This window comes from Sorangiineae bacterium MSr11367 (genome assembly GCA_037157805.1).
Lineage (GTDB): Bacteria > Myxococcota_A > Polyangia > Polyangiales > Polyangiaceae > Pendulispora > Pendulispora rubella.
This window is the reverse complement of record CP089983.1, coordinates 396,622-410,617: the sequence shown is the minus strand read 5'-3', so window position 1 is coordinate 410,617 and position 13,996 is coordinate 396,622. Positions and strand designations below refer to the sequence as shown.

Annotated in this window: 10 protein-coding genes; 4 read left to right on the top strand and 6 right to left on the bottom strand. The window is 62.7% G+C overall.

Annotated features, from left to right (window positions below):
• Positions 1 to 30: 30 nt before the first annotated feature.
• Positions 31 to 1,176, top strand: a complete 1,146-nt coding sequence (locus tag LVJ94_01670; GenBank protein WXB05972.1) for a beta-1,3-glucanase family protein — start codon at positions 31 to 33, stop codon at positions 1,174 to 1,176.
• A gap of 171 nt (positions 1,177 to 1,347) precedes the next feature.
• Positions 1,348 to 3,090: an arginine--tRNA ligase gene (gene argS / locus LVJ94_01665; protein WXB05971.1), complete on the top strand. Its 1,743-nt coding sequence runs from the start codon at positions 1,348 to 1,350 to the stop codon at positions 3,088 to 3,090.
• Positions 3,091 to 3,099: 9 nt separating this feature from the next.
• Here the strand turns inward: argS and LVJ94_01660 are convergent, their stop codons facing one another.
• From LVJ94_01660 to LVJ94_01645, 4 genes are all read right to left on the bottom strand, one after another.
• Positions 3,100 to 4,065: a hypothetical protein gene (locus LVJ94_01660; GenBank protein WXB05970.1), complete on the bottom strand. Its 966-nt coding sequence runs from the start codon at positions 4,063 to 4,065 to the stop codon at positions 3,100 to 3,102.
• A gap of 90 nt (positions 4,066 to 4,155) precedes the next feature.
• On the bottom strand, positions 4,156 to 5,661 hold the full coding sequence (locus tag LVJ94_01655; GenBank protein WXB05969.1) for a hypothetical protein: 1,506 nt from the start codon (positions 5,659 to 5,661) through the stop codon (positions 4,156 to 4,158).
• A gap of 177 nt (positions 5,662 to 5,838) precedes the next feature.
• Positions 5,839 to 7,131, bottom strand: coding sequence for an MHS family MFS transporter (locus LVJ94_01650; GenBank protein WXB05968.1), 1,293 nt, complete (start codon positions 7,129 to 7,131; stop codon positions 5,839 to 5,841).
• The gene (locus LVJ94_01645; protein ID WXB05967.1) at positions 7,128 to 7,766 is read right to left on the bottom strand and encodes a hypothetical protein; all 639 of its coding nucleotides are present in this window, start codon (positions 7,764 to 7,766) and stop codon (positions 7,128 to 7,130) included. The genes LVJ94_01650 and LVJ94_01645 overlap by 4 nt, the downstream gene beginning before the upstream one ends.
• Positions 7,767 to 7,880: 114 nt before the next feature.
• Here LVJ94_01645 and LVJ94_01640 point away from each other — a divergent pair, with 114 nt between their 5' ends.
• A complete protein-coding gene (locus LVJ94_01640; protein ID WXB05966.1) occupies positions 7,881 to 10,010 on the top strand; it encodes a beta galactosidase jelly roll domain-containing protein in 2,130 nt (709 codons plus the stop codon).
• Positions 10,011 to 10,172: 162 nt separating this feature from the next.
• Here the strand turns inward: LVJ94_01640 and LVJ94_01635 are convergent, their stop codons facing one another.
• Complete coding sequence (locus LVJ94_01635; protein ID WXB05965.1) at positions 10,173 to 11,705, bottom strand: multicopper oxidase family protein; 1,533 nt, start codon at positions 11,703 to 11,705, stop codon at positions 10,173 to 10,175.
• A 182-nt stretch (positions 11,706 to 11,887) separates the two neighbouring features.
• Positions 11,888 to 12,418: a peroxiredoxin family protein gene (locus LVJ94_01630; GenBank protein ID WXB05964.1), complete on the bottom strand. Its 531-nt coding sequence runs from the start codon at positions 12,416 to 12,418 to the stop codon at positions 11,888 to 11,890.
• 210 nt (positions 12,419 to 12,628) lie between these two features.
• On the opposite strand from LVJ94_01630, the gene LVJ94_01625 reads away from it, so the two are divergent.
• Positions 12,629 to 13,972, top strand: coding sequence for a hypothetical protein (locus LVJ94_01625; protein WXB05963.1), 1,344 nt, complete (start codon positions 12,629 to 12,631; stop codon positions 13,970 to 13,972).
• Positions 13,973 to 13,996 lie beyond the last annotated feature (24 nt).

Here is a 13,996-nt window from a genome sequence, read left to right as displayed (position 1 = left end):
CAGACCTGCGCGGCCGAGGAGGATTCCCTCATGATGAATCGAAGGTCATTTCTCGGCGGGCTGTCGGCCGCCTTCGCGTGCACGTCGCTTTCTTTCTCTCGCCAAGCGCGGGCGGCCACCACGCTTCCGATTTCCATCGTCAATAGCACCGGGCGGTATGCCAACGACGCGATATGGGTTTACATCGTAGGCACCGAGGCAGGAACTGGCCGACAGCTTTATTCACGAGGCAACGGCGTCGCGACGCCCATTGCGCTCTCCGACAATGGCCCCGATGGGTATACCGATTATGCGATACCGCTGCGAAGTTCCGGCAGCACACCGCTGACCTTGCCCAACATGGCCGGTCGCATTTACTTCGCCATCGGCCAAAAGCTGAAGTTCCGCGTGGTCGTCGCCGGCGACGGTCGTCCGGGCCTGCAGTATCCCGCGGGTTGGGTGTCAGGCGACCCGAATTACAACATTTTGCACGACTTTCTCGAGTTCAATTTCACCACCGGCGGCATGTACTGCAACACCACGATGGTGGATCAATTCAGCATTCCACTGTCGATCCAGCTCGACGGTGCGCGCAGCCAAAATACGGGGAGCGTCGTCCCTGGCGGGCGTGATCGCATCTTTTCGGGCATCGCAGCACAATCGGCGTTCTCCCGGCTGGTCGTCGGCGACAAGCTGCGTGTCATTGCACCGGGGCACGGCATCAATGCGGGAATCTTCTCGTCGACGTATTTCGATGGGTACGTCAACGACGTGTGGAACAAGTACGCCGGGACGAACCTATCGGTCAAAATCAACACCACGACCTACACCGGCCGCGTGAGCGGCGGTTCGCTCGTCTTCGATGGCGGCGTGCGCACCTTTGCCAAACCTTCGACCCGCGACATCTTCTTCTGCAACGGCGCATTGGACGCCGGCGGCCAGCCCAGTGGCGCCGTCGCTGCCGTATTGGGGGCAGCATTCAACCGGTCGACTTTGCGGGACTACCCCAGTCAGCCCACCACCAGCGCGTCCACGTTTTACCAGCAGGCGGTGACCAATCACTATTCGAAGGTCCTCCACGCCAACACGTCCAACGGAAAAGCGTACGGCTTCCCCTTCGACGACGTGGTCGACTTCGCGTCCTACATCCAGGACGAAGCACCGCGATCCGCCACATTCACCTTGACGGGGTTCTAGGAAACCGGTGACATAGCGGAATAGCGATCGCGATCCTTCGGATCAGGGACGATCCCGAGGATCGCGATCCCTCTTTGTTGCCCGAGCAACAAGCCACCTTATCGCACATGGTGGAGGCCGCTACGAATCGGCCGGCCGCGGTGCGGCAATCGCGATATACCAACGCGGACGATGCACGACCCGTTGGAAATCCTGAAAAGCTTGGTTCGCGATGCCGCGGTGGCCGCCCTGGGGCCCGAGTATGCCGATGTGGATCCGCAGGTGCGCCGCGGCCAACACGCGGATGCCCAGGCCGATCTCGCGCTGGGCCTGGCCAAGCGTGCGCGCAAGGCGCCGCGCGCGGTGGCCGAGAGCCTCGTCGCCGCCCTACCGCCCAACGATCTGATCGAGCGGGTCGAGGTTGCCGGCCCCGGCTTCATCAACGTCACGTTCGCCTCGTCCTGGCTGGTGAAGGCGGCGACCGAGCGCCTGCGCGACCCGCGCCTCGGGGTGGTGCCCGCTCCCGCGCCGGAGCGGATCACCATCGATTACTCGGCGCCCAACGTCGCCAAGGAGATGCACGTGGGCCATCTGCGCAGCACGGTGCTCGGCGACGCGCTGGCGCGGCTGCTCGAGTTTCGCGGACACACGGTCATCCGGCAGAACCATGTAGGCGACTGGGGAACGCCGTTCGGCATGCTCATCGAGCACCTGCTCGATCGGCGGCAGCAATCGTCCAGCGATTACGAAGTATCGGACCTGACCGCCTTCTACAAGGAGGCGCGGCGCAAGTTCGATGACGACCCCGCCTTTGCCGAGCGCTCACGGCGACGCGTGGTGGCACTGCAAGCGGGCGACGCGGAAACGCTCGAACGCTGGCGCGCCCTGGTCGATATTTCGAAGCGGTATTTCGAGACGATTTACACCGCTTTGGACATCACCCTGCAGGACCGCGATGTCGCGGGGGAGAGCTTTTACAACGATCGCCTCACGCCCCTGGTCGCCGAGCTGCAAGAGCGCGGGTACGCGCGCGAGGACAACGGCGCGCTGTGCGTCTTTCCCACGGGGTTCACCAACAAAGACAAGGAGCCTCTCCCCCTCATCGTCCGCAAATCGGACGGCGGCTACGGCTATGCGACGACGGACCTGGCGGCGATCCGCTATCGGCTTTTCGACGTCGAGGCCACGCGGCTTCTCTACGTCGTGGGGGCACCGCAGACGCAGCACTTCAGCATGGTGTTCACCGCCGCGCGAGAGATCGGCTGGTTGAAGCCGCCGGCGCGCGCGGAGCACGTGGCGTTTGGCTCCGTGCTTGGGGCCGATCGGCGCATGTTGCGCACCCGTGAGGGGGACTCGGTCCGGCTGGTGGACCTCATTTCCGAGGCCGTGGCTCGCGCGGAGGCCGTGCTCGAAACGAAGGCACCGGACCTCGACGCGGAGACGCGCACCAAGGTCGCGCGCATGGTCGGCGTGGGGTCGCTCAAATACGCCGACCTCTCCAACGACCGGGTGAAGGATTACGTCTTCGATGTGAACCGCATGGTTTCCTTCGATGGGAACACGTGTGGGTATTTGCAATATGCACATGCGCGCATCCGCTCGGTGTTTCGCAAGCTGGATGCCGCCGTGGAGCTCGGCCCCGTGGAGCTGCCGGCCACCGACGACGATGCGGCACGCGCCGAGCGCACCTTGGTGCTGAACCTCCTGGGCCTCGGCGCCGCCGTCGATGCGGTGGAAACGACCTTGGAACCGCATCGGCTCACGAGCTACCTGTACGACCTCGCCACGTCGTTCACGTCGTTTTACGAGAAGTGCCCCATCCTATCCAGCGAGGGCGCGATGCGCGCGTCACGCCTCGCCTTGGCGGAGCTGACCGCGCGCACCTTGTCCCTGGGGCTCGGGCTACTCGGTATTTCGGTGCCCGATCGGATGTAGCGATTACGGCTATTCCAGGTTCGGCACGCAGCCGCCCAAGCGAGCATCGCATCCCGTAAAGCCGAGCGACTTGCAGTCGACCTTGTCGATGCGTCCTGCATTGCAGACTACGACGCTGTCGCCTTCGCACGTGAGATTCTGGCGACGAGGTGCATCGCACGCGGCACCGAGACCGCAATAGGCGATCGTCTTGCCGCCGTCGAGGACCCGCTGTTGGCAGGTGAAGTCCGGCGAGAGCGACGAACAGGCGATGGTCGCCAGGCCACCGTTGACACACGTCTTCAGCATCCCATTCGTGCACTCGACCCCTTCGGTGTATTCGAACCGCTGCGGGTCGCTCAAAAATCCGTACTCACAGGCTCCCTCCGTGCCGGCACACCGCCGGTTCGAACAGGTAAGAGCGAAATCGGCACACTTCGGACCGAACTCCTCGACGTACGAGTCGCAGTCGCGCGGTCGGCCGTCGACACACGCCGGGTTCTCCCCGCCGTCCAACTCGGAGCATGACTTGGCGCCCGGAAGGGCGCATGCCGCGGCTCGATCCTGGAAGCGGCACTCCATGCCATACCGTGCACAATCAACCCGAACGCGGAGCTGGTCGTCGCAATTGGTGGCTCGCTGGCCGTCGCAGCCCGGCTGACAGTCGTTGGCGATGTCGATCACGATCCCCGTGCATTCGGACACCGCCTGACAGCCATTGTTTTTCGTGGCCAGGCACGCAACGTTGTCTTTGAATAGGGTGCGCCCGAACGGATCCTCGATGTGGGCGTAGTAAATATCGCTTAGGTAACGATGAACACCATCGTCGGGAACGCAGCTACCCAGGAGAACGGCTGCGCGCGCCGCCTGACCAGGATCGGCCGGGCCGGCATCGCCCGGGGGAGGATTGGCGGGCGGCTGGTGGCTGTCGTCACCGCATGCGGCAAATGCAAAAACACCAAAGGGCACGAGTATTGCCAAAGCAAGGTATCTCATGCCCGCCAGTGTAGAGGGTGCTTCCCGAATATCGAGAGACTTCGGCGGGCGCGCGAGCGTTATGGCGCGCGCCCACCGAACGTTGTTTTGCTAATTTTGCACGTTGCCAGAGGGAGCGGGATTCCACGGCATGAAGTGCACGGGATTGCGCGGAACTGGCGTAAATTTGCCTCCGCCGCCGCTATTTGGGCAAGAGTTGCTCACCTTCAGATAGCCCGAAATGACACCATCGAACGCGGCATTGAGTCGCGCGTCGATATCCACTTTGCCCTTGTCGAGGTCGACGCTGATGCTCTTCACCACCTCGAGCGAGGCGTTGAGATCGATGTCCACACCCGCTTGGACCTGCAGGCAGAAGCCGATGGCCGCTTCGAAGCTCGCCTGGATGCTCAACGCGAGATCCAGAGCGAACCCGAGGAAGCCCAAGTTGCAATTCGCGTTGATCTTCGCCAGGAAGTCCGCGCGCGCCTTGACGATGGCCTGTGCGTCGACGGCCACGTTGATGTCCGTTTGCAGCTTGAGGGCGGCGCTTTCGACCACCGCGACGGAGACGGCCGGCGCCTTCTTGGCCGCAAGGGCATCCAGAATGGTGCGAACCGTCGCATCCGCCTCGAGCTTGGCCGACTTCTGAACGGAGAGGAAGATGCTCTTCTTCGCCTCGACCTTCACGTCGACGTGTGCGTCGATGCTGGCATCGAGCGATGCGGAGAACGCGGCGTTGAAGGCGAGTGCCGCGGCCGCCTTGGCGTTCGCGTGCACGTCCGCGGCCACCGAGCCACTGATCGCGGCGTCGACGCTGGCGCTGAAACCGATGTTGGCTTGGAGCGATGCGGTCGCCGCGCCTTGCGCATCGAGACCGATGGTGGCGTCGAGCGACTTGCTCAAGGTGGCCGCCGCATCGATCTGAGCTTGCACCACCGCATGCGCGTCGACGCTCGCGTGGGCGTTCGCCAGCGCGCGCGCGTGGGCCGCATGGGCAATGAGGGCGGCCTTGGCCACGGAATGAATCAGCGCGTCCACGCCGATGCCCGCGCTGGCCGCCGCCGAGATCTGCGCCTCCACGCTGGCGTCGACGAAGCCGTGCAATTCGGCGGCAATCGAGACGCTCGCCTCGGCGGAAATGGATCCGGAGAGCGCGAGATCGGCCAGCGCCTTGGCCTCGATCGAGCTTTCGGTCGAAATGGGGGCCGCGACGACCGCCCCGCCGACGACATGCGACGTGGCCTCGAGGATCGAGGAGCCCACGACGTTACCCGAAGCATCGAGTGCTTCGACGAGCACGATATCGGCCTTCAAATTGGCCGGTACGCTGAGCGAATAGGAACCATTGGCGTCCAACGACGCATTGGCCACGACGGAGAATTTGCCATCGGCGAACGCGGACGCTCGAACCGACTTCGTAACCCCGAGTGTGCCCTGCCCTGCCAACCCCGCACCCACGCTCCCCGAGCCCTGTGCCGTGACGTGTCCCGATACCGTGGAAAGAGCCGAGTCGTCTTTCCCGGTGTTCTCGGAATCCCCAGACGAGCAGCCCGTCGCCAGGGTCGTCCCGAGAATCAACGCAACCATGCCCCATGTCCTCGCCAGTTTCCTCATGGCAGGCCTCCATTGTGTAGTAATTGTCGGCGCGATGCGGATCTCCGCGCTCGCGGTGTTGCCTCATCATCCCAATGGCCCTCGCTGTTGACTCCTTGTCAGAAAAGCGACGCCCGTTGATTTTTTTGACGGCGACAGCAGGTACTGATCTGGGTCGTACGTGGGAGCGTGAGGGACTCAGTCAGCAATCGTTCGCAAATCGTACTTGCGTGTCTCGCCTGCCAATACGAAGGCGAGAAATGTCGAGACGAGTGTGCCCAGGAGCAGCGACGCAATGGGCGCCGTCGAATGGTAGCGCCGTAGCAACGCCACGCCGAGCAGCGGCACCACCGAGCCTCCGACCACCGATGCCAATTGGTAGCCGAGCGAGGCTCCGGTGTAGCGCACGTGGCTGGGGAACAGCTCCGCGAAAAAGGCCGACTGGGCACCGGTCAAAAGGCCGTGAAGGACAAGTCCGACGAGAACCACGGTGAGCACCGCGCCGAAGGTGCCCTCGTCGACACGGGGCAGTCCGATCCACGCCCACGCGGCGAGCAGCACCACCAGGAGGATATTGATACGGCGACGCCCCAGAACGTCGCTCGCCCAACCGCCGAGCAACATGCCCGCAGCCTGGAAAGCCGAGGCGATGAGCACGGCGGTGAGTCCGATTTGCTTCGGGCGGTGAAGCACCTCGGTCAAGTACGTGAGAAGGAAGATGCTGAAGGTGTAGTAGCTCGCCTTCTCGCCCACGGCGGCCATGGCCGCAAGGAGCACGGCGCGCTTGTGGCGGGCGAGCACGGTGCGCAACGGCGCGTGCTCCTTTTTGGTGTCTTTGGCCTTGCTCTGGAGCTCGACGAAAATGGGGGATTCTTCCACGGCGTGCCGCAGCCAAAGGCCCACGAGGACCAACAGCGCGGACGCGAGAAAGGGAACGCGCCAACCCCATTCGAGGAATTGCGCGTCGGTGACCGTGCTGCTCATGAGCGACAACACGCCGGTGGCCACCAGATTGCCCAACGGGCCGCCCGTTTGCGGCCAGCTGCTCCAAAAGCCGCGATGCCTATCGTGTCCGTGTTCGGCAATGAGGAACACGGCACCGCCCCACTCGCCGCCGAGGGCGAGGCCCTGCACGAGGCGCAACACCGTCAGCAAAATGGGCGCGGCCATGCCGATGGTCGCGTAACTCGGCACCAGGCCTATAGCCACGGTGGCCGCGCCCATGAGGATCAAGCTCACCATGAGGGTGCGACGCCGCCCAAAGCGATCGCCGAAGTGGCCGAAAATGACGCCGCCAACCGGACGCGCGAGAAAGCCCATTGCGTACGTGGTCAACGCCAACAACGCGCCCACCAGCGGCTCGGTGTTGGGAAAGAATACCTTGTTGAAGACGATGGCCGCCGCCGAGCCATAGACGAAGAAGTCGTAGAACTCGATGGTGGTTCCGGCGACGCCGGCCCCCACGACTTTGGCAAATCCGGATTTCGTCATTTCCACGTGGCGACGAATCGTACACGCTCGAGCGGAATCCCGGAGAGCTGTCCGTCGGGCCGCGGCGCATCGAAGTCGACCTTCACCGAGCGCGCGCCGACGATTTCCATGGCGCCCGACACGAAGCCCGCGGTGGCGCGAACGAAAAGGCCGTTCATCGGTCTGGGCAGCTTGGAGAGCTCCCCCTCGAGACGTGCGGGCGGCACCAAGGTGGTCTTCGAGACGCACGGCTGGAAGTAGCGGTTGAACGCGAGGTGCAGGCGTTCGGCCATGGGCTCGGGCGCCCGTGCGTGCAGGAGATGCCGCCATAGCCTCTGGGTCGTGGCCCGCGCCGACCAACGCGCGCGCTCTTCGATGAAGCGACCGATCGGGATGCCTTCGATCCGCGAGACGATCTCAGCGAGACGGACGTAGGGCGAGATGTCGTAGTCACTTCCCAGCAGGAAAATTTGCTCGAAGAACGGCGCGAAAGGATCGCCCGCGAGCTTGGCCCACACTGCCGGGCGGCCGCCGGGAAGCTTCTTTTCGATGTACGCGAGCGTGGTGGTGTAGGCGAGGCCACGCACGCGAAAGGGACCTTGGCCAAGAGCGAACGCGCTGACCGAGAGCGGATTGTATTGCCAAGTGTCGGCCACGATCCATGAAGTATATCTCATCCGAGGCGCAATTCCCGCGACGAAGGCACGCTTCGGAGGCTACGTTGCGGGGCTACCCGCAGGTGGACGCGGGGAAAAAAAGGAGGGAAAACCATGGCGCGATCTTGGCGAACGTATGCAGCCTTATCGGGACTCGTGATGACGAGCTGTGCATCCTCGTCGGACGGCACCGTTGATTCGGCAGAATCCATCGACGAAAGAATGGTGGCAGGGAACGATGCCGCGCCCGCTGTACGCGAGCACATCGCCTTGGATGCCGGCTGGCGCTTTCTGCGTGCGGATGCGTCGAATGCGCAGTCGCCGCAGTTCGACGACGCAGCCTGGTCGTCGGTGAATACGCCGCACACGTGGAATGCCAAGGACGGGCAAGACGGTAACAATGATTATTACCGCGGCATTGGATGGTACCGACGGCACGTTACGCCGGATGCCCGCCTGGCCGGGAAGAAGCTCTGGCTGCAGTTCGATGGCGTCAATACCGTAACGGACGTGTGGGTCAACGGTACGCACCTGGGGCAGCACCAGGGCGGGTTCGCACGGTTTCGGTTCGATGCGACGGCGGCCCTGCGGCTCGGCGCCGACAACGTCATCGCGGTGAAAGTGAGCAATGCGGCCAATGCGAACATTGCGCCGCTCAATGCGGACTTCACCTTCTTCGGCGGCATCTACCGGCACGTGAGCATTCAGGTCACCGACGAGCTGTCGATTCGCATGCTCGACTACGCAGGCCCCGGCGTCTACCTGCGGCAGCGCAACGTGGGGACGGAGTCGGCCACGGTCGACGTGACGACGAAGACGTGGAACAACAGCGCGCGCACGCGCCGCATCAAGACGCGCACGGTGGTGACCAATGCCGCGGGCGCCGTGGTCGCCGATTCGAGCACGGCCACCCGCACCTTGGCGACCAAGACGGGCGACCAGGTCACGCAGACGGTGAGCATTGCGCGCCCTCGGCGCTGGAATGGGCGCACCGATCCGTATTCGTACAAGGCGACGGTGGAGCTCGTGGATGTTGACACCGGTGTCACTACCGATTCGCTGACGCAGCCGCTCGGCCTGCGCACCTTCGGGCTCGATGCGAACACCGGATTTTCCCTCAATGGGAATCACCTGGCGCTGCACGGCGTGAATCGGCATCAGGACCGATTCGACAAAGGCTGGGCGCTGGGCGAGGCCGAGGATGTGCAGGATTTCGATTTGATGGATGAAATGGGCGTGAACGCGCTCCGAACCGCGCACTACCAGCAGGATCAGAGGGTGTACGATCTCGCGGACCAACGCGGGTACGTGGTCTGGACGGAGATCCCGCTGGTCAATGCCATCACGGACAACGCGGCGTTTCGGGCGAATGCCGATCTGCAGCTGCGGGAGTTGATTCGGCAGAATTACAATCATCCGTCCATCGTCTTTTGGGGCATCGGCAACGAGCAGCGCACCGACGATGCGGCGACGAATTCGCTGCTGCAGAGCCTTGCCGATGCGGTCACCAGCGAGGACCCGGATCGACTGTCCACGTATGCGCACAATTTGGGAAATACGAGCGGGCTGATTTCCCACGCCGAGACGACGGGATTCAACAAGTACTATGGTTGGTATTCCGCGTCGTCGAACGATTTCGCGCCGTGGGCGGACGGGCTACATAGCAGCCAGCCGTCGCGCACCATCGGGATCAGCGAATACGGCGCGGGGGCAAGCATCGTTCAACATGCGGAAAATCCGCCCAAGCCGGTCCCCGACTCCGATTGGCACCCCGAGGAGTACCAATCGATGTACCACGAGTCCCATTGGACGCAGATGGCCGCGCGTCCGTACATCTGGGGGACGTTCGTGTGGAACATGTTCGACTTCGCCGCCGACCAGCGCAGCGAGGGCGATACCTACGGGCGCAACGACAAGGGCCTGGTGACCTACGATCGCGCGACCCGCAAGGACGCGTTCTATTGGTACAAGGCCAATTGGACACCGTCCCCCTTCGTGTACATCACGAGCCGCCGCTGGACCGATCGCACCGCCGCAACGACGACCATCAAGGTCTACGGCACCGTCGACAGTGCACGCCTCACCGTCAACGGGAATGCCGTGGGCGGCGCGGTCACGTCGAGCAACCACGTGTACACCTGGGCGAACGTGACGCTTTCACCTGGGGCGAACGTGGTCGAGGTAACCGGTAACAAGGCCGGAGTTACCTATCGGGACACAGTCACGTGGCGGGTCGCTCCCTGATTTGATTGAACAGGAAGACGGGAAGACGGGAAGGTTTTTTGGATTGTGGAATGGTCGCAGAGGAATCCTCTTAAACCCTTCCCGCCTTCCCGTCTTCCTGTGAATTTCTCTGTCTGATTTACCTATCGAGACACGGGGCGGGGCTGGACGCGGGGCGAGTCGTTACGGTTCCACGCTCTCTTGGATCATCATCCGGTGATCTTCGTGCTCGAGTCGGTGGCAGTGGAGCACGTATGTCCCGGAGAACTGCTCATTCTTGAAGATGATGCGCATCGTGCCGTTGCCAGGCACTCCGACCGTGTCCTTCCATCCGGCCAACTCGGGGGGAGGCGGCTGGCCGTTGATGTCGAGGATGGTGAACTGCACGAGGTGCTTGTGGAAGGGGTGCGTGAATGCGGTAGCGTTCTTCAAGGTCCAAATGGTGACCGTGTCGCGCTTGGACCGGATGTCGATCCGGGCAGGATCGTAGGTGGTGCCGTTGAGCGTCCAGGTTTCACCGTCGGCGCTCAGGCCGAGTTCGACGGTACCAAAGGCCTTGGCATCTTTCTCTTGCAGGCGGTCGATAACGGAGAGTTTGGGCGGAACGGTCGCACTATCGACCTCGGTGCGGTTGACCTTGAACTGCATCATCGCCGGCAAGAGCGGGTCAATTTCGGGATCGTCGACGTTCAGGAGATCCATCACCGTATTCACGGGGAAGTTCGTGAAGTCCATGACGACGTCGTAACGCTCCCCAGGGGTGACGGTGATGGCCTTCATGGGGACGGGGGCCTCGAGCAAGCCGCCGTCGGAGGCGATCAGCTGGAAGGGAACCGGCTTTCCCTGGACGGCGAAATGCAAGTTGAGCGTACGCGCATTGCACCCATTGAGGAGGCGGAGCCGGTATTTGCGGGCGGCGACGTTCAATACCGGGTTGGCTGTGCCGTTGATGACGGGCGTGGGGCCTCCCCAGCCATGCGGGTTGCCATTGTAAATGAGCTCGTTGTTGTCCCCGAAGGTCCTGTCCTGGAGGAGCAGCGGGACGTCGTAGGAGCCGGAGGGCAGGTTCAGGACGTCTTCGGCCTTGTCGTGGATGATGTAAAAGCCCGCGAGGCCGGCGTAGACGTGGGCGCCCGTCAAGTCCATGGTATGGTCGTGGTACCAAAAGGTGCCGGCGCGTTGGTCGTTGGGGTAGTAATAGTTTTTGTACCTCCCGGGCTGGATGTAGTCGACGGGGTGCCCGTCGCTCTCGGCAGAGACTTTGTGCCCATGATTGTGGATCGTTACGTTTTCGGTCCAGTCATTGGCCTGCGTGACGACCGTCGGGATCCCGCGCTCCGCCCTGAGGGTCGGCCCGGGAAACCGCCCTGCGAAACCCACCATGGGGGTGGCAGCCCCAGGCAGCATTTGCACGTTCATGGGACGTATCGATAGCCTGTAGGACGTGGGCGGCCATGTCGTCGCGACCCCCTGGGGACTTGGCGCGTCTGCGGGAGGCGTCGCCTCGGGGGTCGCGTCCTCGGGGATACGCAGGGGGTTGGTGAATACACGATTTGGATCGTATGCCGGCGCGCGCTTGGGCGCGTTCGGGACGATTTTCGGGTCGAAGTTCATCTTGATGCGGGCGGCCGGGCGCTCGCGAAGCTCCGTCGCGTCGGAACACCCCGAGAGAGAGCTCGCTCCCACGAGCCCCGCCAGCGTCAACACTCGTGTCATTGTCACGATGTTCATCGAAAAGAGCCTTTCTCCGAGGTTATCGAATGAGCGAAGCGAAGGCCGTCGCGGCCTAGGAAGGTGAAGGACTTGGAGGCTGCTGGGATAAGAGGATTCGCAGGAAGTTCTGTGAACTCTCTAGCTGGATGCCACGATTGCGGTTTCAGGTCAGGCCGCAGCGTTAACTAAGGGGCGAGGCGATACGCCGCCTGCAGGACGCTCTCGTAGCGCGGTGGTCTGCGCCAGCTCTCGTTGAGGCCCGCCCAGCGCAATGTCCCATCTCCGTCGAAGAGTAAGAGGCAGTGCATCGAAAAATCGCACACGTGAGTGAGTTTGCGTTCAGGGTCGGAGAGCAGCGGGAAGGGCAGTTGTTGCCGCTCTTTGTCCCGCAAGAGCGCATCGGGAGGGTCTCCGCTGATGCCATAAACATGAACGTTGGTCTGCGCGAAGCGGGGAACCTCGCGGGCGAGGCGCGCGAGCTCCGAGCGGCAGTAGGCGCACCAGACGCCGCGAAAGACGACGAACAACACGGGTTCGCCCGGTACGCTTACGTTCACGGCCTTGCCATCTTGGTCCAGCAGCGTGATCCGCGGCGCCTGTGTACCGATCGGCATTACCGAGGGGCTGGTTGGTAGCTTGTCAAATTGGATGCACACGATTAACATCGTGATGCTTGCCGCATTTGCAATCACGCAAGCCTTCTCGAGAAGGCGCATGGCCATTTTACCACGCCGCTCAGCAAAGAAGATGTACGCTAGGTAAACTAGATGAAGGAGCGCCATGAGTGCGAACGGCCAGGGGCGATCCCTCAACGCAGGCGGTAACAACCTGAGATGCTCGAGAGCGAAGAACAATGGGGCGCCCGTGAGCACGGACACGCCCGTCGTCCATAGGAGCCCGTCGAATCGACGGGAGTCCAGGAGCCGTTGAGGAAGAGCGATGCTAGTCATTTTGATTTCCAAAACAGCGTCGAAACCGGCGCTTGCGAGCAGGCGGTGAACAACGTGAAGCTGTCTACGAAGCTCTCTACTTCTGCTACTTGGATAGGCCTCGGCGGATTGGCGACCGGCTTAGCCTGTATTGCCATACTCGCGTTTAAAAGCAAGGCCTCGACAGACTATTCCTATATTCGGGATATTGCGCCGATCGTCGAGCACCGATGTGCCCAGTGCCACTCCGGCAGTGGACTCGCCGCAAAGCCCCTCCTCGATTCGTATGCGACCGTATCCAAATACGCCGACACGATAAGATACATGACGCGAGCAAGGATGATGCCGCCATGGACGGCGGACAATCGCGGCACCTGCCGCACGTGGCGTGACTCCTTGTGGCTGAGTGATGCGGAGCTGGGAAAACTCGTGGGTTGGGCGGAGCAAGGGGCGCCCGAGGGAGATCGTACGCTTCGCGCCGATCGCCGCGTTCCCGCGGAGAAGCCCCGGGACTTGGAGCGGGTGGACGCGGTCCTCGATACGGGAGCGGACTACACGCCGGGTCTCGGAACGAGTGCCTATCGCTGTTTCGTAGCAGATCCTGGCCTCACACGCGAGCGTATGCTTACCGGTATTCGCGTCGTATCGACCGATCCTCGGGCCGTCGCGCATATCGCGATTTATGGACTCGACTCGGACGATGCAGAACGCCAGGCGGTCGGTCGGGATACCGAAGAAGCGGGTCCAGGGTATACGTGTTATGGCTCTCCGCGCGTCGAGCCTGCGCACTTGCTCGCGAGCTGGACATGGGACAACCCCACACTGCATTTCCCGGAAGGTACGGGGTTGCGGGTGTCTCCCAATCGCAAATGGATCGTGCAAGTCCTCTACAATGTCATTACGACAGGATTGAACACGCAGACCCGTACGCACATCGATTTGAAGTTCGATGACGGGGTGCGGGCCGCTTCGTTCATGGCACTCCGCGCGTCCGGTATCGCTTTGCCGCCGGGAAAGAACTACGCCGAGGCGTCGGCTCGTTTCCGTGCGGACGCGCCCATGACGGTGCTCGGCATCGCCCCACGCATGCATGGACTCGGCAAGACGATGCAGGTCGATCGAATGCGCAAAGACGGTGACGAGTGTGCGGCGAGCTTCGATCATTGGAACGTCTACGGACAGCGCCTTTTCATCTACCAAGAACCCCTCCACCTCTCCGCGGGAGACGAGCTCCGCGCGACCTGCATTTACAACACCAAGACGGCCGGTGAGACGGTCCACGGTGGGGACAATATTACCGACGAGGCCTGCGAAGCGAATCTCTATGTGGTGTCACCCTAGTGACTATTCAAAACGACAATCATT

Excerpts from the sequence above, each read along its gene's own strand:
- LVJ94_01670 (WXB05972.1), top strand. The coding sequence starts at position 31 with ATGATGAATCGAAGGTCATTTCTCGGCGGGCTGTCGGCCGCCTTCGCG.
- argS (WXB05971.1), top strand. The coding sequence starts at position 1,348 with ATGCACGACCCGTTGGAAATCCTGAAAAGCTTGGTTCGCGATGCCGCG.
- LVJ94_01660 (WXB05970.1), bottom strand. The coding sequence starts at position 4,065 with ATGAGATACCTTGCTTTGGCAATACTCGTGCCCTTTGGTGTTTTTGCA.
- LVJ94_01655 (WXB05969.1), bottom strand. The coding sequence starts at position 5,661 with ATGAGGAAACTGGCGAGGACATGGGGCATGGTTGCGTTGATTCTCGGG.
- LVJ94_01650 (WXB05968.1), bottom strand. The coding sequence starts at position 7,131 with ATGACGAAATCCGGATTTGCCAAAGTCGTGGGGGCCGGCGTCGCCGGA.
- LVJ94_01640 (WXB05966.1), top strand. The coding sequence starts at position 7,881 with ATGGCGCGATCTTGGCGAACGTATGCAGCCTTATCGGGACTCGTGATG.
- LVJ94_01635 (WXB05965.1), bottom strand. The coding sequence starts at position 11,705 with ATGACACGAGTGTTGACGCTGGCGGGGCTCGTGGGAGCGAGCTCTCTC.
- LVJ94_01630 (WXB05964.1), bottom strand. The coding sequence starts at position 12,418 with ATGCGCCTTCTCGAGAAGGCTTGCGTGATTGCAAATGCGGCAAGCATC.